At 71.5% G+C, this 21,101-nt stretch carries 17 protein-coding genes; 13 read left to right on the top strand and 4 right to left on the bottom strand.

From position 1 onward, the window contains the following. Positions 1 to 2 precede the first annotated feature (2 nt). The gene (locus tag OHA61_RS14450; protein WP_406303394.1) at positions 3 to 1,352 is read right to left on the bottom strand and encodes an SWIM zinc finger family protein; all 1,350 of its coding nucleotides are present in this window, start codon (positions 1,350 to 1,352) and stop codon (positions 3 to 5) included. Between the two features lie 139 nt (positions 1,353 to 1,491). Between OHA61_RS14450 and OHA61_RS14445 the strand changes: the two genes are divergently transcribed. The 7 genes from OHA61_RS14445 (at position 1,492) to sucD (ending at position 10,611) form a co-directional block, all read left to right on the top strand. Beyond that, on the top strand, positions 1,492 to 2,604 hold the full coding sequence (locus OHA61_RS14445; RefSeq protein ID WP_406303393.1) for an AAA family ATPase: 1,113 nt from the start codon (positions 1,492 to 1,494) through the stop codon (positions 2,602 to 2,604). Further along, a complete protein-coding gene (locus OHA61_RS14440) occupies positions 2,601 to 5,069 on the top strand; it encodes a DUF5682 family protein (RefSeq protein ID WP_406303392.1) in 2,469 nt (822 codons plus the stop codon). The genes OHA61_RS14445 and OHA61_RS14440 overlap by 4 nt, the downstream gene beginning before the upstream one ends. Beyond that, on the top strand, positions 5,066 to 6,217 hold the full coding sequence (locus OHA61_RS14435; protein WP_406303391.1) for a VWA domain-containing protein: 1,152 nt from the start codon (positions 5,066 to 5,068) through the stop codon (positions 6,215 to 6,217). Before OHA61_RS14440 ends, OHA61_RS14435 begins: the two co-directional genes overlap by 4 nt. 104 nt (positions 6,218 to 6,321) lie before the next feature. Further along, the gene (locus tag OHA61_RS14430; RefSeq protein WP_406303390.1) at positions 6,322 to 7,116 is read left to right on the top strand and encodes a hypothetical protein; all 795 of its coding nucleotides are present in this window, start codon (positions 6,322 to 6,324) and stop codon (positions 7,114 to 7,116) included. Positions 7,117 to 7,224: 108 nt separating this feature from the next. Beyond that, positions 7,225 to 8,223 (top strand): hypothetical protein, encoded by a 999-nt coding sequence (locus OHA61_RS14425; RefSeq protein WP_406303389.1) that lies wholly within the window; start codon positions 7,225 to 7,227, stop codon positions 8,221 to 8,223. Between the two features lie 308 nt (positions 8,224 to 8,531). Then, positions 8,532 to 9,710, top strand: a complete 1,179-nt coding sequence (sucC, locus tag OHA61_RS14420; RefSeq protein WP_266486713.1) for an ADP-forming succinate--CoA ligase subunit beta — start codon at positions 8,532 to 8,534, stop codon at positions 9,708 to 9,710. Between the two features lie 16 nt (positions 9,711 to 9,726). Then, on the top strand, positions 9,727 to 10,611 hold the full coding sequence (gene sucD, locus OHA61_RS14415) for a succinate--CoA ligase subunit alpha (protein ID WP_266486715.1): 885 nt from the start codon (positions 9,727 to 9,729) through the stop codon (positions 10,609 to 10,611). A gap of 75 nt (positions 10,612 to 10,686) precedes the next feature. On the opposite strand, the gene OHA61_RS14410 is transcribed toward sucD, so the two are convergent. Next, positions 10,687 to 11,895 carry a helix-turn-helix domain-containing protein gene (locus OHA61_RS14410; RefSeq protein ID WP_406303388.1) on the bottom strand — a complete coding sequence of 403 codons (1,209 nt, stop codon included), beginning with the start codon at positions 11,893 to 11,895 and terminating at the stop codon, positions 10,687 to 10,689. A gap of 125 nt (positions 11,896 to 12,020) precedes the next feature. Here OHA61_RS14410 and OHA61_RS14405 point away from each other — a divergent pair, with 125 nt between their 5' ends. After that, on the top strand, positions 12,021 to 13,574 hold the full coding sequence (locus tag OHA61_RS14405; RefSeq protein ID WP_406307361.1) for a DUF6350 family protein: 1,554 nt from the start codon (positions 12,021 to 12,023) through the stop codon (positions 13,572 to 13,574). A gap of 211 nt (positions 13,575 to 13,785) precedes the next feature. Here OHA61_RS14405 and OHA61_RS14400 read toward each other — a convergent pair whose 3' ends face one another. Continuing rightward, positions 13,786 to 14,553 carry a hypothetical protein gene (locus OHA61_RS14400; protein WP_406303387.1) on the bottom strand — a complete coding sequence of 256 codons (768 nt, stop codon included), beginning with the start codon at positions 14,551 to 14,553 and terminating at the stop codon, positions 13,786 to 13,788. Between the two features lie 255 nt (positions 14,554 to 14,808). On the opposite strand from OHA61_RS14400, the gene purN reads away from it, so the two are divergent. Together purN and purH are read left to right on the top strand one after the other, a co-directional pair. Then, positions 14,809 to 15,447: a phosphoribosylglycinamide formyltransferase gene (purN, locus tag OHA61_RS14395; RefSeq protein ID WP_361912407.1), complete on the top strand. Its 639-nt coding sequence runs from the start codon at positions 14,809 to 14,811 to the stop codon at positions 15,445 to 15,447. Beyond that, positions 15,434 to 16,987, top strand: a complete 1,554-nt coding sequence (gene purH / locus OHA61_RS14390) for a bifunctional phosphoribosylaminoimidazolecarboxamide formyltransferase/IMP cyclohydrolase (protein WP_406303386.1) — start codon at positions 15,434 to 15,436, stop codon at positions 16,985 to 16,987. The genes purN and purH overlap by 14 nt, the downstream gene beginning before the upstream one ends. 93 nt (positions 16,988 to 17,080) lie before the next feature. Here the strand turns inward: purH and OHA61_RS14385 are convergent, their stop codons facing one another. Beyond that, complete coding sequence (locus OHA61_RS14385; RefSeq protein WP_406303385.1) at positions 17,081 to 17,698, bottom strand: hypothetical protein; 618 nt, start codon at positions 17,696 to 17,698, stop codon at positions 17,081 to 17,083. Between the two features lie 264 nt (positions 17,699 to 17,962). Here OHA61_RS14385 and OHA61_RS14380 point away from each other — a divergent pair, with 264 nt between their 5' ends. From OHA61_RS14380 to OHA61_RS14370, 3 genes are all read left to right on the top strand, one after another. After that, positions 17,963 to 18,829 (top strand): bifunctional methylenetetrahydrofolate dehydrogenase/methenyltetrahydrofolate cyclohydrolase, encoded by an 867-nt coding sequence (locus OHA61_RS14380; protein WP_406303384.1) that lies wholly within the window; start codon positions 17,963 to 17,965, stop codon positions 18,827 to 18,829. 23 nt (positions 18,830 to 18,852) lie between these two features. Continuing rightward, positions 18,853 to 19,512: a DUF3017 domain-containing protein gene (locus tag OHA61_RS14375; protein ID WP_406303383.1), complete on the top strand. Its 660-nt coding sequence runs from the start codon at positions 18,853 to 18,855 to the stop codon at positions 19,510 to 19,512. Between the two features lie 65 nt (positions 19,513 to 19,577). Further along, positions 19,578 to 20,798, top strand: a complete 1,221-nt coding sequence (locus OHA61_RS14370) for an NADP-dependent isocitrate dehydrogenase (RefSeq protein WP_406303382.1) — start codon at positions 19,578 to 19,580, stop codon at positions 20,796 to 20,798. Positions 20,799 to 21,101 lie beyond the last annotated feature (303 nt).

The raw sequence follows: 21,101 nt of genomic DNA, 5'->3' as shown, positions 1-21,101 counted from the left end.
TTTCAGATCAGCGGGACCGTCTCGGACCCGTCCTCGGGCCAGGCGGCGAGCGGCGAGAAGCCCTGGTGGCCGCACTCGCCGAAGACGGTGACCGGGCCGCCGCCGGCGACGGCCACGAGCTTCAGCAGCCCGGAGCGGGCGAGCGCCGCGGGTGCGACGGGCAGCGCGGCCTTGCCGTCGGCGTCGGCCAGTTGCCACCCTCCGTCCGACGGAACGGGTATGACGCGGCTCAGCGTCACCGGCCAGGAGTCCAGCCAGGGGTCGTTCCGGAGTGCCTGCCCGTACGCCTCCAGGGCCGCCGCGGTCGGGCCGCCCGGCGGTGGCGACGTGATCGGAACGGGCGCGCCGAACTGCTCGCCCAGGTCCGCCCGCAGCTGTCCCGCACCCGCGTACGGAGTGAGCTCGGCGTCGATCATCAGCCCCACCGGAAGGGCGTGCTGCGGGGACCGTCCCGCCGCTCCGAAGGAGAGCAGCAGCGCCATGCGCCCGGACTCGCGTCCGTACAGCCAGATACGACGAGTGGTGATCTTTCCGTCCGAGGCGTCGTACTGAGCGAGGATCAGCCAGTCGTCCCGCACCGCCGGGCCCTCGGCGGGCGAGGTGAGCCCGACCCGGGTGCGGACCGTCGCGGCCAGCGGCCGCGGCAGCCGCTCGATCCCCAGCCAGGCCGCATCCAGCAGATGGATGAGCGCGCACTCCTCCAGCAGCCGCGCCGGCCAGCCTGGCCCCGAGCCCGGTATCGCCCCCAACTCACGCACCCGGCCCGCCAGTCCTGGGGCCTGCGCGTCGACCATGCGGGCTGCTGTCTCCTCCCACAGCCCGTACCCCGCCTGCTCGGCCGCGGCCAGGCCGCCGCGCAGCAGGTCGGACAGCCGCTGCTCCAGCTCTCTTGCCCCCGCGGTGATCCGCTCCGCCCGGCGCTCAGCCCTGCGCCTGGCCGCCTCGGGGTCGGCGGTCTTCGCCGTCTGCCCCGCGCCCGCTCCGCTCTGTTCCTTGTCCGTGGCGCGCTTTCTGCGCCCCTCCAGCCATTCCTCGGCCCAGTCCGGCGTGCTCGCGACCTGGACGGCCCCCTCGTCCGCCGCCCAGAGCAGCAGCAGTCCCAGCGCGTGCTTGCACGGGAACTTCCGGCTGGGGCAACTGCACTTGTAGGCCGGGCCGGTGGTGTCGACGACGGTCTGGTACGGCTTGCTGCCGCTGCCCTTGCACAGACCCCACACGGCCCCCGAGCCGCAGCTGCCCGCACCGGACCACGGCCCGGCCGCACCGAGTTTGATTCCCGCTTTGCGTGACGCGTCGTCAGGAGCCAGTGCCAGCACCTGTTCCGACGTCCAGCGCACCCCCAGCTGATTCATGAGGACGACGCTACGGGTCACCACTGACAATGGCTCTGACCTGCGGATTCGTATGCGGCGAAGTCGATTGTCAGTGGCATGGTGCACGGTGGAATCCACATCGGGTCGAACGATCTGGAACCGATCTGGAGGGGGATCCATGACCGTGTCCGAAACCGGGGCAGCCACCGGCGCCGAGGCCCTGCGGCCGCATGCCGAGGACGCTTTCGCCGCCGAGCTCAAGGCGCTCGCGGCGGCCGACGACCGGCCGCGCCCGGTCAACTGGCGGCTGTCGCCGTGGGCCGTGTCCACCTATCTGCTCGGCGGCGCGCTCGGTGACGGGACGGTGATCACACCCAAGTACGTGGGTCCGCGCCGGATCGTCGAAGTCGCCGTCACCACTCTCGCCACCGACCGGGCGCTGCTGCTCCTCGGCGTGCCCGGCACCGCGAAGACCTGGGTCTCAGAGCATCTGGCCGCCGCCGTCAGCGGCGACTCGACGCTGCTCGTGCAGGGCACGGCGGGCACACCCGAAGAGGCGATCCGCTACGGCTGGAACTACGCCCAGTTGCTCGCCCACGGCCCCAGCCGCGACGCGCTCGTGCCCAGCCCCGTCATGCGCGCCATGGCGGAGGGCATGACCGCGAGGGTCGAGGAGCTCACCCGTATCCCCGCCGACGTGCAGGACACGCTGATCACGATCCTGTCCGAGAAGACCCTGCCGATCCCGGAGTTGGGGCAGGAGGTGCAGGCCGTGCGCGGGTTCAACCTCATCGCCACCGCCAATGACCGCGACCGCGGGGTCAACGACCTGTCCAGCGCGCTGCGTCGCCGCTTCAACACCGTTGTGCTGCCGCTGCCCGCTACGTCCGAGGCCGAGGTCGACATCGTGTCGCGGCGCGTCGACCAGATCGGGCGCTCGCTTGATCTGCCGGCTGTGCCCGAGGGTCTTGAGGAGATCCGCCGGGTGGTCACCGTATTCCGGGAGCTGCGGGACGGTGTCTCGGCGGACGGCCGCACGAAGCTCAAGTCGCCCTCGGGCACGCTCTCCACGGCCGAGGCGATCTCCGTCGTCACGGGCGGCCTCGCGCTCGCCGCGCACTTCGGCGACGGCGTGCTGCGGCCGGGCGATGTGGCGGCGGGGATCCTCGGCGCCGTCGTCCGCGACCCGGCGGCGGACCGCGTCATCTGGCAGGAGTATCTGGAGACGGTGGTCCGTGAGCGCGACGGCTGGAAGGACTTCTACCGCGCCTGCCGTGAGGTGAGCGCATGACCGGCCCCCTGCTTCTCGGTGTCCGGCACCACGGTCCCGGTTCGGCACGGGCGGTGCGGGCCGCGCTGGACGCGGCCTCGCCCCCGGCGGTGCTGATCGAGGGGCCGCCCGAGGGCGACGCGCTGCTGGCGCTGGCGGCGGACGAGCAGATGCGCCCGCCGGTCGCGCTGCTCGCCCATGCCGTGGACGATCCGGGACGGGCTGCGTTCTGGCCGCTGGCCGCGTTCTCGCCGGAGTGGGTGGCGATCCGCTGGGCGCTGGAGCGGGAGGTGCCGGTGCGGTTCGTCGACCTGCCGGCCGCGCATTCGCTGGCACTGGCGGCGGCCGAGGAGAAGGACTCCTGTCACGCGGATCCGGACCGGGAAGCGGATCACAAGCTTCTCCCGGACGCGGTGGCCGCCGACCCCGAATGGGATGCGGTTCCGGGCGGGGAGCCGCCCGTGGTCGAGCCCGACGCACAGTCCGTCGATCCCGAGTGGGATGCCGTGCCCGACGCGGGTGTGCGGATCGACCCCATCGCCGTCCTCGCCGAGACCGCCGGATACGACGACCCCGAGCGGTGGTGGGAGGACGTCGTCGAGCACCGCGGGGCCGGGTCAAGGGCCGGGCCAACGGGCCGGGCGGGCGACGACCCCCGCGCGCCGTTCGCCGCGCTCGGCGAAGCCATGACCGCGCTGCGCGAGATGTACGGCCACGGCGGGCAGGACCGCGACCTCGCCCGCGAGGCTCACATGCGGATCCAACTGCGCGCCGCGCGCAAGGAGTTCGGGGACGATGTCGCCGTGGTCTGCGGCGCCTGGCATGTGCCCGCGCTCGCCGGGAAGACCACCCTCGCCGCCGACAAGGCCCTCCTCAAAGGGCTGCCCAAGGTCAGGACCGAGGTGACCTGGGTGCCCTGGACACACCGCAGGCTCGCCCGGCACAGCGGCTACGGCGCGGGGATCGACTCACCCGGCTGGTACGGGCACCTCTTCGGCGCGCCCGACCGGCCCGTGGAGCGCTGGATGACCAAGGTCGCCCGGCTGTTGAGGGGCGAGGACCGGATGGTCTCCCCGGCCCATGTCATCGAGGCCGTCCGCCTCGCCGACACCCTTGCAGCGATGCGCGGCCGGCCGCTTGCCGGGCTGACCGAGACGACCGATGCCGTACGGGCGGTGATGTGTGACGGCTCCGATGTTCCGCTCGACCTCATCAGGGACCGGCTGATCGTCGGGGACGTCCTCGGCGAGGTGCCGGACGCCGCGCCCGCCGTGCCGCTGCAGCGCGACCTGAGCCGCCTCCAGCGCAGCCTCCGGCTCAAACCGGAGGCACTGGAGCGCGAGCTGGAGCTCGATCTGCGCAAGGAGACCGACGCGGCCAAAAGCCGCCTGCTGCACCGGCTGAGGCTGCTCGACGTCGGCTGGGGCGAGACCGTCACGGGCCGGGGGAGCACCGGCACCTTCCGGGAGAGCTGGCGGCTGCGCTGGGAGCCCGAGCTCTTCGTCAAGGTCGCGGAGGCAGGGGTGTGGGGGACCACCGTGCTCTCCGCGGCCACCGCGAAGGCGGAGAACCATGCGGTGGCGGCGACCGCCCTCGCCGAGGTCACCGAGCTCGCCGAGCAGTGCCTGCTGGCCGAACTGCCGGGCGCGCTCCCCGTCGTGATGAGGGCGCTCGCCGACCGTGCCGCGCTCGACGCCGACGTCGGCCATCTCGCGCAGGCGCTCCCCGCCCTGGCCCGTTCCCTGCGGTACGGCGACGTGCGGTCAACCGACACGGCAGCACTCGGCGAGGTCGCGGCCGGGCTCGCCGAGCGCATCTGCGTCGGCCTGCCGCCCGCGTGCACCGGGCTCGACGCGGAGGGCGCGGCCGAGATGCGCGGACACCTGGACGGGGTGCACACCGCGATCGGACTGCTGCCCACAGCACAGGAGTTGAGCGGGCGCTGGGGTTCGGTCCTGCACCGGCTCGCGGGGCGGGACACCGTACCGGGGGTCATACGGGGCCGGGCGGCCCGGCTGCTGCTGGACGACGGCCGGCTCGAGGAGGCCGAGGCCGGGCGCCTCATGGGCCTCGCGCTCTCGCCCGGCACAGCGCCCACCGAAGCGGCCGCCTGGATCGAGGGCTTCGTCGGCGGTGCCTCCGGAGGAGGGATGCTCCTGGTTCACGACCAGCGCCTGCTCCAGCTCGTCGACGCCTGGCTGACGGGAGTTGCGGCGGACGCGTTCACCGACGTCCTGCCGCTGCTGCGCCGCACGTTCTCCGCGTACGAATCGGGTGTGCGCCGCACCCTGGGCGAGCTCGTCAGACGCGGGCCATCGGCGGCTCTCGGTGAGATGCGCGCCGAGTCCACGGTCCCCGGCTTCGGGCCCGGCCTCGACGAAGAGCGGGCCGACGCGGTGCTGCCGCTCCTGCGACTGCTGCTCGGCACCCAGGACGCCGACGACAACGACCGTGTGGACAACGACCTTGTGGGGGTGGGCCGATGAGCCGCGACGACGAGCGGATGCGGCGCTGGCGGCTGGTGCTCGGCGGCGAGTCCGCGGACGGCACCGGCTGCGCCCTCGCCGGTACGGACGCGGCGATGGACGGCGCGCTGACCGCCCTCTACGGCAACGAGGGCGCCAGGAACGCCGGCCGCGCCGGCAACCGCTCGGCAGGGCTGGGGGCGTCCGCGCCCTCGGTCGCCCGCTGGCTCGGCGACATCCGTACGTACTTCCCGAGCTCCGTCGTCCAGGTCATGCAACGCGACGCGATCGACCGGCTCGGTCTGTCCGCGCTGCTGCTCGAGCCGGAGATGCTGGAGGCCGTGGAGGCGGACGTCCACCTCGTCGGCACCCTGCTCTCGCTCAACAAGGCGATGCCCGAGACGACGAAGGAGACGGCCCGGGCCGTCGTGCGCAAGGTCGTCGACGACCTGGAGAAGCGGCTGGCCACCCGCACCCGCTCCACGCTCACCGGGGCGCTCGACCGCTCGGCGAGGATCAACCGCCCGCGCCACCGGGACATCGACTGGGACCGCACCATCCGGGCCAACCTCAAGAACTACCTTCCTGAGTTCAACACGGTCGTGCCCGAGCGCCTCATCGGGTACGGGCGGGCGTCGCAGTCCGTGAAGAAGGACGTCGTCCTCTGCATCGACCAGTCGGGTTCGATGGCGGCCTCCGTCGTCTACGCCTCGGTGTTCGGCGCGGTCCTGGCCTCCATGCGCTCCATCGCCACCCGCCTCGTCGTCTTCGACACCGCGGTCGTCGATCTCACCGACCAGCTCGACGATCCGGTCGACGTCCTGTTCGGCACCCAGCTCGGCGGAGGCACCGACATCAACCGGGCGCTCGCGTACTGCCAGTCGCAGATAACGCGCCCCGCCGACACCGTCGTCGTACTGATCAGCGACCTCTACGAGGGCGGCATACGGGACGAGATGCTGAAGCGGGTCGCGGCGATGAAGGCGTCGGGCGTGCAGTTCGTCGCGCTGCTGGCGCTCTCCGACGAGGGGACGCCCGCGTACGACCGAGAGCACGCGGCGGCCCTCGCGGCGCTGGGCGCACCGGCGTTCGCGTGTACGCCGGATCTCTTCCCGGAGGTGATGGCGGCGGCGATCGAGAAGCGGCCGCTTCCCATACCGGACAAGTGACCCATCAGTAACAGGGGACTTGCGTGCCCCCGGGAGTCTCGTGCGAGCATCGTCCCGATCCCCGCGGAAGGTCCGCTTCCGCCGACAGGGAAGGCTCCCTCACCGTGACTGCCGCAGCTGCTCGTCCTGCTGCTGTCCTGCGCATACTGCGCCGGGCGGCGGGCGGTCGGCGTGCGCTGCGCGTGATGCTGTTCCTCGGGGGCCTGCTGACGATCGGTCTTCTCCACGGCGGTCAGGCGCACGCGGCCGAACTGCCGCAGCCGACGGCGGTCACCGAGGCGTCGGCAACGGCGGCCGACGCCGAGGCGAACGTCGCAACGTCGGTGCAGCAGGCCCCGGTACGGGAACTGCGGCGGGTGGTCCGGCCCGTCGAGCCGCTGCGCGAAGTCGCGCAGCCGGTCGCGGACACAGTGCGGCATGTCGTACCGCCCGTGGTCCAGCAGCTCACCGAGCCGCTCGGCGGGCTGCCCGTCACGTCGCTGCCGGAGCCCCCTCCCGTACCGCTGACACCTCCGGGCAGCCACGCGGACCAGGCGCGTGCGCCGCAGCTTCTCCTCGGCCGGTCCGCGGTCGTCGAGGCGGGCCGGTCGTCCGGGGCGGCGACCGTCACCACCCCGGGACAGCTCAGTAGTTACGACATCGGCCTTCACCGTCCGCGGGTCGAAGCCCGTTCCGAGCGGCCCGCTTCCGCGCCCGCTCAAGTCCCGGGCGAGCCCTGCGACTCCACCCCCGGCGCGCTGCAGCAGTCCGCCGAGACCCACACGCCGCGCACGGGCGACCAGCATGCGGCGACGAGTGCGTACGACAGGCCGTTCGCGCTCGTACCCGGCGCGGGCGGGTCGGCGGCGGATGCGCCGACCCGCGAACGACCGCGCGACATCCTCGATTTCCCCGGCTAGGGCAGTCCTTTCCCCCGCTCAAGACCTGCCGCGCGGGGGCGGGACAGGTCTGCCCGCCAACCGGATAGTTCCGGACAGCCGAACCAATTCGAAGGATTTGACACCAGCATGCACAAGAACATTCGCCGTTCCATAGCCGTCGCCGCCACGGCCACCGGTATGTGGGCGCTCGGCACCGCCGCGGCAAGCGCCGACGAACTGCCCGTCTCCGTGCCGCTCTCCACGCCCGACCAGGCGGCCGATGTCGTCGACGACATCACGGACGTCCAGTCGCAGGTTCGCTCGGAGATCCCGTCCGACGTTCAGGGCATCGACGCAGCCCGCGCCGCCGAGGGCGCCGCATCCGACGCCCGCGCCACCGCCACCGGCACGGCCACCGGCGCCCAGGGTTCGGCCCAAACCGTGGCCGAGCAGGCCCGTCAGTACGCCGAGGCCGAGCTGCCGGCGTACGACGTCCCCGCGTACGAGGTCCCGGCCACCCCCGGCGTCGCCGACGTCCAGGCCGAGATCGACTACCTCTTCGGTCCGCTGGCCGCCTTCGCGCCGCAGCTCGCCGAGCAGGCCCCGGCCCAGGCCCAGTACACGGCGCAGAGCACCGTCGCCGCCGCCACCCCGATCGCCGACGCGGCCGCGCAGGACACCCTGCCGCCCATCGCCTCCCGGGCCGTCGGCGGCGTCCTTCCGGTCGCCGGTCAGGCGGTCGGCGACGTCGGCACCCTCGCGCAGGGCGTGGTCGGTGACGTGACGCCGTTCGCGGGCGGTGTCGTCTCCGAGGTCCAGCCGTTCGCCGGTGGCGTGGCCTCAGAGGTCCAGCCCTTCGCGGGCGGCGTCGTCGGCGCCCTCGCGCCGCTCGTCGACACCGTCGTCGGCCAGGTCCAGCCGGTCGCGTACGGCGTCGGCGGCAGCGCGGGCACCCTCGCGCAGGGCGTCGTCGCTGACGTCGCCCCGTTCACGGGCGGTGTGGTCTCCGACGTCCGGCCGTTCGCGCAGGACGTCCACGGCACGGCCGAATCGGCGCAGCTCGTCGGCAACGCCGCCTCCGGCGCCCAGGGCCTGGTCACCACGGTCACCCCGGGTTACGCCTCGCACCTGACCCAGGGCATCTGAGGCGGCAGCACTGTCCGGCAGGCGGGCCGGATTTTCCACGGGCGGTCCTCATTGGGGTGGGGACCGCCCGTTTCCTTCGGTGTAGCCCCTGTTCGGCGCGCCCACCCGTGCGATCTGTGACCGTAATCACCGCTCAGGTGTGATCTGCGATTTAGGGACCCCGGTCCGGCGGGGATAACCTGCGAGACGGACATGCCGCGTACTCGGCCACCGTGTACGCCTCCCTTGTGACAGCGCAGTCACGTTGCCCTTCGCGGCACGCCCACGCAGACAACGAACCGCGATCAGTAGAAAAGGGACGGACGCGCGTGGACCTGTTCGAGTACCAGGCGAGGGACCTCTTCGCCAAGCACGGTGTACCGGTGCTGGCCGGTGAAGTCATCGACACGCCTGAGGCGGCGCGCGAGGTGACCGAGCGTCTGGGCGGCCGGTCGGTCGTCAAGGCGCAGGTGAAGGTCGGCGGCCGCGGCAAGGCCGGCGGCGTGAAGCTGGCCTCCGACCCGGACGACGCCGTCGAGAAGGCCGGTCAGATCCTCGGCATGGACATCAAGGGCCACACGGTCCACAAGGTCATGCTCGCGGAGACGGCGCCGGAGATCGCCGAGGAGTACTACGTTTCGTACCTCCTCGACCGCACCAACCGCACATTCCTCGCCATGGCCTCCGTCCAGGGCGGCGTGGAGATCGAGGTCGTCGCGGAGGAGAACCCCGAGGCCCTCGCGAAGATCCCGGTCAACGCCAACGAGGGCGTCGACCTGGAGAAGGCCCGCGAGATCGTCGCGGCCGCCAAGTTCCCGGCCGATGTCGCCGACCAGGTCGCCGACATCCTCGTGACCCTGTGGAAGACCTTCATCGAAGAGGACGCCCTCCTCGTCGAGGTCAACCCGCTGGCCAAGGTCGCCGACGGTCGCGTCATCGCTCTGGACGGCAAGGTCTCGCTCGACGAGAACGCCGACTTCCGTCAGCCGGAGCACGCCGCGTTCGAGGACAAGGACGCAGCCAACCCGCTCGAGGCTGCGGCCAAGGCCAAGAACCTCAACTACGTCAAGCTCGACGGCGAGGTCGGCATCATCGGCAACGGCGCGGGTCTGGTCATGTCGACCCTCGACGTCGTCGCGTACGCCGGTGAGAACCACGGCGGCGTGAAGCCCGCCAACTTCCTCGACATCGGCGGCGGCGCCTCGGCCGAGGTCATGGCGAACGGCCTCGAGATCATCCTCGGCGACCCGGACGTCCGCTCCGTGTTCGTCAACGTCTTCGGCGGCATCACCGCCTGCGACGAGGTCGCCAAGGGCATCGTCCAGGCCCTTGAGCTGCTCAAGACCAAGGGCGAGGCAGTCACCAAGCCGCTGGTCGTGCGCCTCGACGGCAACAACGCGGAGCTGGGTCGCCAGATCCTGTCCGACGCCAACCACCCGCTCGTGCAGCGCGTGGACACCATGGACGGCGCGGCCGACAAGGCCGCCGAGCTCGCGGCCGCGAAGTAAGGGAAATCAGACCACCATGGCTATCTTCCTCACCAAGGACAGCAAGGTCATCGTCCAGGGGATGACCGGCTCCACCGGCATGAAGCACACCAAGCTCATGCTGGCCGACGGCACCAACATCGTCGGTGGCGTGAACCCCCGCAAGGCGGGCACCAGCGTCGACTTCGACGGCACCGAGGTGCCGGTCTTCGGCTCCGTCGCCGAGGCGATGGAGAAGACCGGGGCCGACGTCTCCGTCCTGTTCGTGCCGCCGGCGTTCGCCAAGGCCGCCGTCGTCGAGGCGATCGACGCCGAGATCCCGCTGGCCGTCGTCATCACCGAGGGCATCGCGGTGCACGACTCCGCCGCGTTCTGGTCGTACGCGGTCAGCAAGGGCAACAAGACCCGGATCATCGGTCCGAACTGCCCCGGCCTGATCACCCCCGGCCAGTCCAACGCCGGCATCATCCCGGGCGACATCACCAAGCCCGGCCGTATCGGTCTCGTGTCCAAGTCCGGCACGCTGACCTACCAGATGATGTACGAGCTCCGTGACATCGGCTTCTCCTCCGCCGTCGGCATCGGTGGCGACCCGGTCATCGGTACGACGCACATCGACGCCCTCGCGGCGTTCGAGGCCGACCCGGAGACCGAGCTGATCGTGATGATCGGCGAGATCGGCGGCGACGCCGAGGAGCGTGCGGCGGACTTCATCGCCAAGAACGTCTCCAAGCCGGTCGTCGGCTACGTCGCGGGCTTCACCGCGCCCGAGGGCAAGACCATGGGCCACGCCGGCGCCATCGTCTCGGGCTCCTCCGGCACGGCCGCGGCGAAGCAGGAGGCCCTCGAGGCCGCGGGCGTCAAGGTCGGCAAGACGCCGACCGAGACGGCCAAGCTGGCGCGCGCCATTCTGGCCGGCTGACCTTCGCAGTACCCACGTGTGGGCCCGCATCTCTCAACGAGGTGCGGGCCCACACGCGTTCCTGGGCGCGCCGGCTCAGCGATCTTGCGGTACGAGCCGTTCCGGGCCGTGCACCGGCTCGGAGAGCAGCCTTGCGCGCAGCTTCTTGTCCTTCGGGGTCAGCTTCTGCGGTCCTTTGTGGGGCGGTACGCCCTCGACCTGCCGGCCGGGGGAGACCGGCGGCTCGTACCGGGTCGGTGCGTTGATCATCGTCAGAGCGGTGACACCGACGATCAGGGTGGTGACGGTGACTGCGACCCGAGTCCAGTACCGGGCCCGGCGCTCGCTGCCCGTTCGTACCGCCTGGGCGGGCATCAGCCGGGGCGCCGGACAGGAGTTGGCGAGTTCGGTGAGCCGGTCGTGGAGTGTGTCCGGCGCTTCGAGTTCGGGCACGCGCTCGGCCAGGGCGGCGCGCGCGTGCAGCACCCGGTTCGCCGCGGCGGGCGTGCTCGCCTCCGTCTCGGCGGCCGTGTCGGGCAGATCGAGGCCCACGCCGTCGTAGAGCAGCAGGGTCCGGCGGTAGTGCGGGGGCAGTTCGAGGAGTGCGTCCAGCAGTTCGCGGCGGTCCTGCTCGGCGGGCGGGGCGTCGCGGTGGCGGTGGACGCGCCGCATTCGCTGCCAGGGAGACATGGCGTGCTCGTACGTCGCAGCCCGCACCCAGCCCGGTGGGTCCCCGTCGACCGCGACCTCGGGCCAGCGCTGCCAGGCGAGGTGGAAGGCGCGCTCGACGGCCTCGTGGGAGAGTCTGCGACGGCCGGTGAGCAGGTAGGCCTGGCGTACGAGCGCGGGGGCGGCGTACGCGTAGAGGGCGTCGAAGGCCTCGGCCGGGGTGGGGGCCGGGGGTGCGGGCGGTGTCGGGGGCGGGCCGGAGTGCGGTGTGGCGGAGGGCGGCGGGGCCGCGTGGGCGGGGAGCGTGGGGGGCTTGGCCGCGCCTTTGGAGGTGGGCCGGGTGGTGGAGTGGGGGTGATTGGGATTGGGCTTGGGTGCCGGTTCGGGGTCCGGGGCCGGGTCCGGCGTACGGGACGGCTCCTCGGGTCCTGCATCGGCGAGGAGCTGCGCGTACAGCCTGAGTTTGCGTCCCCGGGGGCTGCTGCGCCCGGTCTCCCAGTTCCTGACCGTCGCCCGCGTGACGCCGACCGCTGTCGCCACCTGCTCCTCGCTCAGGGACATCGCCTCGCGCAGCCTGCGCCGTTCCTTGGGGGAGGGCAGGGAGTCGGACGCAGAGTGTCGGGTGCTCTCAGTCATGAGAGGGCTCCCCGCAGTGCTGCACCAGGCGAAAAGTACATAAGCGTATCTTGAGCGACACAGCGGGCATTCGCCTGTTACATGGATAAACCGCGTGTCGTTGACAGCATGGCCGCGTGACGCAGATGACTGAGCCCAGCCCGTTGCTGTCGCAGGCCCCGGCCGTCGTCCAGGGGGGCCGTGCGCCCGCGCTGGCCGCGGCCCTCGTACGCGGCGTGACCGCCGCGGGGCTCGGGCTCGGCGCGCTCGCCGCCCTCGTGATGGTGCTGTGGATCAGCTCCCCCTACCCGGACAGGGGTCCTGGCGGGGCACTGCACGTCGCCGCGGGGCTGTGGTTGCTGGCGCACGGCACGGAGCTCGTACGCGCCGACACGCTCTCCGGGAACCCGGCGCCGGTCGGTGTCGTACCGCTGCTGCTCGTCGCCCTGCCCGCGCTGCTCACGCACCGGGCCGCGCGCGACGCGCTCGAACCGGAAGAGGGGCGGCCGCGGGCGTCGGCGCGGGGGGTGCTGTGCGCGGTGACCTCGGGATACTTGCTGGTCGGCGGGGCCGTGGTGGTCTATGCGACGCGCGGTCCGCTGGCCGCCGATCCGCTGAGCGCGCTCCTCCATCTGCCGCTGGTGGCCGGGGCCTTTGCGGCGGCCGGGGTGTGGACCGCGAGCGGGCGGCCGCTCGGGCCGCTGCCCGTGTGGCTGCCCGAGCGCGTACGGACCGAGCTCGCCCGTACCCGGAACACCGTCGCCGCGCGGTCCGCGGCGGCGGGGGCGCTTGCGTTGCTGGGGTGTGGTGCGCTGCTGGTCGCGGTGTCACTGGTGTGGCACGCGGACGCGACGCAGGACTCGTTCCTGCACCTCGCGGATGAGTGGTCGGGACGGCTCGCGCTCCTGCTGCTGGGGCTTGCGCTGGTGCCGAACGCGGCGGTGTGGGGGGCGGCGTACGGTCTCGGCCCCGGTTTCGCGCTCGGCACGGGCGCCATGGCGACGCCCCTCGCGCTCACCGGTGACCCGGCACTGCCGCACTTCCCGCTGCTGTCCGCGATTCCGGCGGAGGGCCGCGGGACCCCGCTGAACTGGGCGGTGGTGGTCGTGCCGGTGGTGGCGGGGGTGGTGATCGCCTGGTTCACGGTACGGAGAGACGCGGTGTCGGGCCTCCGCGAGACCGCGCTCGCGGCGCTGCTGGGCGCGGTGGGCTGCGGGCTCCTCACGACATTGCTCGCGGCGGCGGCGGGCGGCCCAATGGGCACGGGCAGGCTGGCGGCGTTCGGCCCCGTGTGGTGGCTGACGGGCGCGGCGGCGACGGCCTGGACGGCGGCGGTGGGGGTGCCGGGGGCGCTGGGGGTACGGGCGTGGCGGATGCGGGGGGCGGGGGTTGTGGCTGCCCCGGCCGTGTCGGAGGAGGTGGAGCAGGCGGAGGAGGCGGAGGAGACGGAGGGGTACGACTTCCTGCCGGTGGTGGCGCTGGGGGAGCTGGAGGAGAGGGAGCCGTGGGAGGTCCGGTTGGCGGCACTGAAGGAGGCGTCGGGGGGTCTGATGGCGGAGTTCCCGCCGGCGCCGGTTCCGGCGGAGCCACCGGAGCCACCGGCAGCAGAGGAGCCCGAGCCGTCGGTGCCGCTGGTTGCGGCAGAGCCGGAAGGAGAGCCACCAGCACCGGAAGAGCCCGGGCCGTCGGTGGCACCGTAGGAGGGTTTCTCCCCAGCCCCGCCCCTCCCCGAAACTGGGGGCTCGGCCCCCAGACCCCGGGTGTGCGGCAGCTTCGCGCCGCAGGGGAACGTCGGGCAGACTGCCGCGCCCGGATGGGTACCCGGGCAAGCCCCAGCCGCCACGATGGTCGGCTTCGCGCCGCAGGCGGGAGCGGAGGCATCGCCGCCCGCGTGCTCAGTGGGCCCGGGGGCTACTCCTTGACGCCGATCACTCCGCGCAGCGGATCCGGCAGCAAGTCGTTGCAGGCCAGCTGGCCCGACTTCGTCAGGGCGTCGTTCACGCACGTGTAGTAGTCGCGGTACACCAGCTGCGCCGTGAATGACGCCGCCACGATGACCAGCGCGATGCTCGCCATCACCAGGCCGCTCACCGCAGCCGTCAGCTGGGGCTTGTTCGGGGGCGTCGGCGGCGTCGGGGGCGGGGGAGGGGAGGTCGGGTCAACCGGGCGGCGCTGGGGCTTGGCGCGCAGGGAGCTGATGCTCCAGTACAGCGCCAGCGCACCCAGCAGCAGCGCGATCTCCGGGAGGTCGAACAGCGCGAAGAAGAACGCCCACATGCCCGAAAGCAGCGCATACCGGGCCCGCCGCTGCGCCGGGTCCGTCGGGTCCCACTTCAGGCCGCCGGGCGAGCCCCCGTCCTGGCCCTGGCGGCCGCCGCCGCCGTTCTGGCCGTTCTCGCCGTTCTGGCCGCCGGGGCGGCCACCGAAGCCGCCGCCCGACGAGCGGCCCGGCTGGCGGCTGCTCCACTGGCTGCCCCAGGTCGGGCGCTCGCCCTGGTCGCCCGAAGGGTCCGACGAGCCGGACGAGGGATCGTCGGAGTTGCCGTCGTTCGCAGGGTGGCGCGGCTGCCAGGGCTGGTCCGGCCGGCCTTCCGGCGGCGGCGCGAAGGGATTGTTGTCATCCGTGGACTGGCGCTCCCGCGGCAACAGGAGGTCCGTACGGCGGCGTCGGTCCGGCATCTGGTGAACGTCTTCCCCTCAGACCCAGCGCGCATGGGGTCTTGTGTCGTCGTGCCCGTCGGGGGACGGGCCTGTCCCCAGACGCTACCTCCCGGCCACGCCCCCGTCCCGTGGGGGCCGTTCTGTGTGCCGGTATCGTTGCTGACGGTCGGCCCCTTCGTAGAGTTCCCCGTATCGCGGGGCGCGATTGATTCGTAGGACCGCACAAAGGCCGAACAGCCAGCGAACAGCAAGCACGCGAGAAAGAGACCCGCCGTGGCCTCCCCGCCCCACTCCGCCCGCCCGGCCCGCCTCGTGGTCCTGGTCTCGGGATCCGGTACGAATCTGCAGGCTCTGCTGGACGCCATTGATGACGATCCGCAGGGATTCGGCGCCCGTATCGTCGCCGTCGGGGCAGACCGGGACGCGATCGCCGGTCTTGAGCGCGCCGAGCGCGCCGGGCTTCCCACCTTCGTGTGCAAGGTGAAGGACTACGAGACCCGCGAGGCGTGGGACCTCGCGCTCGCCGAGGCAACCGCCGCGTACGAACCGGACCTGGTGGTCTCGGCCGGTTTCATGAAGATCGTGGGCAAGGAATTCCTCGCCCGTTTCGGCGGACGGTTCGTGAACACGCATCCCGCCCTGCTGCCCAGTTTCCCCGGAGCCCACGGCGTGCGTGACGCGCTCGCGTACGGCGCGAAGGTCACCGGGTGCACCGTCCACTTCGTCGACGACGGCGTCGACACCGGACCGATCATCGCGCAGGGCGTGGTCGAGGTCCGGGACAAGGACGACGAAGCCGCTCTTCACGAGCGCATCAAGGAAGTCGAGCGTCAGCTGCTCGTCGAGGTCGTGGGGCGTCTGGCCCGTAACGGCTACCGCATTGAGGGACGAAAGGTTCATGTCGGTGAATAAGCCCATCCGTCGCGCGCTGGTGAGTGTCTACGACAAGACAGGGCTGGAGGAGCTCGCCCGCGGGCTCCACGAGGCCGGCGTCGAGCTGGTCTCCACCGGTTCCACCGCCGCGAAGATCGCCGCGGCCGGGGTGCCGGTCACCAAGGTGGAGGTGCTCACCGGCTTCCCCGAGTGCCTGGACGGCCGGGTCAAGACGCTGCACCCGCGCGTGCACGCCGGGATCCTCGCCGATCTGCGCCTCGAGTCGCACCGCGAGCAGCTCGCCGAGCTGGGCGTCGAGCCCTTCGACCTGGTGGTCGTGAACCTGTACCCCTTCCGGGAGACCGTCGCTTCGGGAGCCACCCCGGACGAGTGCGTCGAGCAGATCGACATCGGCGGCCCGTCGATGGTCCGCGCCGCCGCCAAGAACCATCCGTCCGTCGCGGTCGTCACCAGCCCCGCGCGGTACAAGGACGTTCTTGCCGCGGTGAAGGAGGGCGGCTTCGACCTGGCCGCCCGCAAGCGCCTGGCCGCCGAGGCCTTCCAGCACACCGCCGCGTACGACGTGGCTGTGGCCTCCTGGTTCGCGAGCTCCTACGCCCCGGCCGACGAGTCCGGATTCCCCGACTTCCTCGGTGGCACCTGGGAGCGCGAGAACGTCCTGCGCTACGGCGAGAACCCGCACCAGGGCGCCGCGCTGTACGTCAACGGCAACGGCGGCCTCGCCGAGGCCGAGCAGCTGCACGGCAAGGAGATGTCGTACAACAACTACACGGACACGGACGCCGCCCGCCGTGCCGCGTACGACCACACAGAGCCGTGCGTCGCGATCATCAAGCACGCCAACCCGTGCGGTATCGCGGTCGGCGCCGACGTCGCCGAGGCGCACCGCAAGGCCCACGCCTGCGACCCGCTCTCCGCGTTCGGCGGAGTGATCGCGGTCAACCGCCCGGTCTCCAAGGAGATGGCGGAGCAGGTCGCGGAGATCTTCACCGAGGTCATCGTCGCCCCCGGCTACGAGGACGGCGCGGTCGAGATCCTCGCCCGCAAGAAGAACATCCGCGTGCTGCGCGCCGAGGGTGCCCCGGCCGGCCCGGTCGAGCTCAAGCCGATCGACGGCGGCGCGCTGCTCCAGGTCACCGACCGCCTCCAGGCCGACGGCGACGACCCGGCGAACTGGACGCTCGCTACGGGCGCGGCGCTGACCGCCGGCGAGCTGGCCGAGCTCGCCTTCGCGTGGCGGGCCTGCCGCGCGGTGAAGTCCAACGCGATCCTGCTCGCGAAGGGCGGTGCGTCGGTCGGCGTCGGCATGGGCCAGGTCAACCGCGTCGACTCGGCGAAGCTCGCGGTCGAACGCGCCGGCGAGGAGCGGGCGCAGGGTTCGTACGCGGCCTCGGACGCGTTCTTCCCGTTCCCGGACGGCCTGGAGATCCTGACCACGGCGGGCGTCAAGGCCGTGGTGCAGCCGGGCGGTTCGGTACGGGACGAGCTGGTGGTCGAGGCGGCGAAGAAGGCGGGCGTGACGATGTACTTCACGGGGACGCGGCACTTCTTCCACTGACCCGGCTGAATCTGACCTGACCTGAACGGCAGAAGGCCGTAAACCCCGCCCGTCGGCGGGGTTTACGGCCTTCGTGCTGTCGAAGGGCTCAGCTCAGCGCTGCGCGCGGTTGAACCACTCGCCGCCGTCGGACTTGCCGACGAACACGGTGATGAGGATCGCGAGAACGGTGTGCACCAGGCCCACGACGACGAACGGGTAGATGCCCAGGACCGCCGTGATGATGCCGAAGACCATCGTGGTGACGCGGATGCCGTTGCCGCCGCTGCTGAACTTGGCGCCGAGCACGATCGCGAGGATGCCCCAGGCCAGGATCAGGAAGGCGAAGGCCCAGACCGCGCCGACCGGAAAGTCGGTGAGCTGCTGGAACTGGACGTCGTCCTTGAGGGCCGGGTCGTCCTTGGCCTTGGCGACGCCGATGGCACCCAGCGCGCCGAAGATCGCGCCGATCACCTGGAAGCCCGCGATGACGAAGAGCATCACGCGGGCCGCCTTCACACCGCCCGGCATCTCCGTGGGGCCGCCCGCGAAGCCGCCGCCGTACGCCTGGACCGGCGGTGCCTGCGGGTAGCCGTAACCGGGCTGTCCCTGCGGCTGGGGCTGGCCATATCCCGGCTGGCCGTAGCCCGGCTGGCCACCCTGAGGCTGGCCGTAGCCCGGCTGGCCGCCCTGGGGCTGGCCGTACGGGTTGTTCGGGTCGCCGAAGCTCATGGGGGGATTCCTCCGTTGAAAGTGCGGGGACGATGCGGTCCGAGCGGAGGAACTTCACAAGATCAGCGGTTTGGCCCCCCAACACTGCCGCGGTACTGCGCGGATCATCGTGGTATTAACGTCGACATTTTGTCCAGTCGGTATCCGTATGTGTTGTGCAAGTGCAACCTCCCCTGCTGTTTGGCGGGGCAGGAGGGGTGCGTGCGGCCACCGGAGCGAGAGCAGAATTGGAACCCGGGCGGGTTCATCCGCGAGGATGGGTCCATGACTGCCCAGATTCTCGATGGCAAGGCCACCGCAGCCGCGATCAAGTCCGACCTGACCGCCCGCGTGGCGGCCCTCAAGGAGCTGGGCATCACCCCCGGCCTCGGGACGCTGCTCGTCGGGGACGACCCCGGCAGCCGGTGGTACGTCAACGGCAAGCACCGCGACTGCGCGCAGGTCGGCATCGCCTCCATCCAGCGCGAACTGCCGGACACCGCCTCGCAGGAAGAGATCGAGGCGGTCGTCCGTGAACTCAACGACAACCCCGAGTGCACCGGCTACATCGTCCAACTCCCGCTGCCCAAGCACATCGACACCAACAAGGTGCTCGAGCTGATGGACCCGGCCAAGGACGCGGACGGGCTGCACCCGATGAGCCTCGGGCGCCTCGTGCTGGGCATCGAAGGGCCGCTGCCGTGCACTCCGAACGGCATCATCCAGCTGCTGCGCCACCACGGCGTCGAGATCAAGGGCGCGCACATCGTGGTCCTGGGCCGCGGTATCACCGTGGGCCGCTCCCTGCCACTGATGCTCACCCGCAAGTCCGAGAACGCGACGGTGACGCAGTGCCACACCGGCACGCGCGATCTGCCGATGCATCTGCGGCAGGCCGACATCATCGTGTCGGCGGCCGGTGTGCAGCACATCATCAGGCCCGAGGACGTCAAGCCGGGGGCCGCGGTCCTCGACGTCGGCGTCAGCCGTGACGCGGAGGGCAAGATCGCCGGAGACGTCCACCCGGGCGTCGCGGAGGTCGCGGGCTGGATCTCGCCGAACCCGGGCGGCGTGGGCCCGATGACCCGCGCGCAGCTGCTGGTCAATGTCGTCGAGGCGGCCGAGCGCGCGACTGTCGCTGCCGAGGGCTGAGCGGATCGGGAGAGGCTGAGCCCATGGGCGTACGCACGAACGACGAATCCGAGCCGATTGGCGGCGCGGCGGGACCGGTCCCCGGGGCCGAGCGGGGCCGCGCGGGCGAGCCTGCCCCTGACGTGGCGGCCGCGGCCGTCCTGGCAGAGGCGGTCCATCCGCGGACAGCGGCTGCGGACGCCGACCCCGAGGGCTCCGGCGGTACGGGCTCCGGCGACTCGGACAGGAGGCCGGAGGCACACACCGCCGAAGCACCGGACGCCGAACCCAAGACCGCCCCCAAGGCCCCCTCGCGGAGGCCGCCCTCCCTCACCCAGGACACCGCCCGGCCCGAGGGCGGCGGGCGCGCCGCCCCCGGCGACGCTTCCGCGCCCGCACGACAGTGGCCCCTGCTCACCGTTCTCGCCCTGGCCGGACTCGGGCTCGTCATCGTCGGTACGGACGCCTTCGCCGACGCGTTCCGTGTGGGCACGATCCTCATCGGGGTCGCGCTCATCACCGGCGCCGTCATGCGCCGGATCCTGCCCTCCGTCGGGATGCTCGCGGTGCGCTCCCGCTTCACCGACATGGTCACGTACGGACTGCTCGGCACGGTGATCGTACTGATCGCGCTCGTGACCCAGCCGAACCCCTGGCTGGACGTCCCGTTCCTGGAGGACGCGGTCCACTTCACCGTGCGTTAGTGAACGCTCACGTCGAGTACCGTGATGGCGGGACACATCGACGCGTGAGAGGGACGTTCCACCTCATGGCCAAGATCAACGTAGCCAACCCCGTCGTCGAGCTCGACGGCGACGAGATGACCCGCATCATCTGGTCCTTCATCAAGGACAAGCTGATCCTTCCGTACCTCGACGTCGAGCTGAAGTACTTCGACCTGGGCATGGAGCACCGCGACGCCACCAAAGACCAGGTGACCGTCGACGCCGCCAACGCCATCAAGGAGTACGGCGTCGGCGTGAAGTGCGCGACCATCACGCCGGACGAGGCGCGGGTCGAGGAGTTCAACCTCAAAGCGATGTACCGCTCGCCGAACGGCACGATCCGCAACATCCTCGGCGGCGTGATCTTCCGCGAGCCGATCATCATGGAGAACGTGCCGCGGCTCGTACCGGGGTGGACCAAGCCGATCGTCGTCGGCCGTCACGCCTTCGGCGACCAGTACCGCGCCACCGACCTGAAGATCCCGGGTCCCGGCACGCTCACCATGACCTTCACCCCCAAGGACGGATCCGAGCCGATCGAGGTGGAGGTCCACGAGTTCCCGGGCGCCGGTGTCGCGCTCGGCATGTACAACCACGACGACTCGATCCGCGACTTCGCGCGCGCCTCGTTCCGCTACGGCCTGGCGCGTGACTTCCCCGTCTACCTGTCGACGAAGAACACGATCCTCAAGAAGTACGACGGCCGCTTCAAGGACATCTTCCAGGAGACCTTCGACGCCGAGTTCAAGGCGGACTTCGACAAGGCCGGTCTGACCTACGAGCACCGCCTCATCGACGACATGGTCGCCGCGGCGCTCAAGTGGGAGGGCGGCTACGTCTGGGCGTGCAAGAACTACGACGGCGACGTCCAGTCCGACATCGTCGCCCAGGGCTTCGGCTCGCTCGGCCTGATGACCTCGGTCCTCATGTCGCCCGACGGCAGGACCGTCGAGGCCGAGGCCGCGCACGGCACGGTCACCCGCCACTACCGCCAGCACCAGCAGGGCAGGGCGACTTCGACCAACCCCATCGCCTCGATCTTCGCCTGGACCCGTGGTCTCGCCCACCGGGGGAAGCTGGACGGCACACCCGAGGTCACCGGGTTCGCACAGACCCTGGAGCAGGTCTGCATCGACACCGTCGAGAGCGGCCGGATGACGAAGGACCTGGCGCTGCTGATCTCCAAGGACACGCCGTGGCTGACCACGGAGCAGTTCCTGGACGCGCTCGACGCGAGGCTGCAGAAGAAGATGGCCTCCGCCTGACGGCCGGGGCAACTGCCTTGGACACAGGGCCCGAACGGGCACGCGCGGACCACACGTATCGCGCCCGCGAACACCGACGGCGCCCGTCCTCTCCCCCGAGGGAGGACGGGCGCCGTCGTGTTTCAAGAGTCATGGACGCGCCAATCTCGGACAAGGGACGCCAGGGGCCTGTGGCACGGAAGTGACCGTTCCGCCATGGTGTGATCGTTCCGCAACGGATGGGAGACTGAGTCCGGCAGCCGGGGCTGGGCGCACAACGGGGCGCGCCGACCGTCCCGGATGCTCCCGTGCACGCCGATAACA

This window comes from Streptomyces sp. NBC_00885 (assembly GCF_045207475.1).
Taxonomy (GTDB): Bacteria; Actinomycetota; Actinomycetes; order Streptomycetales; family Streptomycetaceae; genus Streptomyces.
The sequence above is the reverse complement of the archived record's forward strand: the minus strand, read 5'-3'. Positions and strand labels throughout refer to the sequence as shown.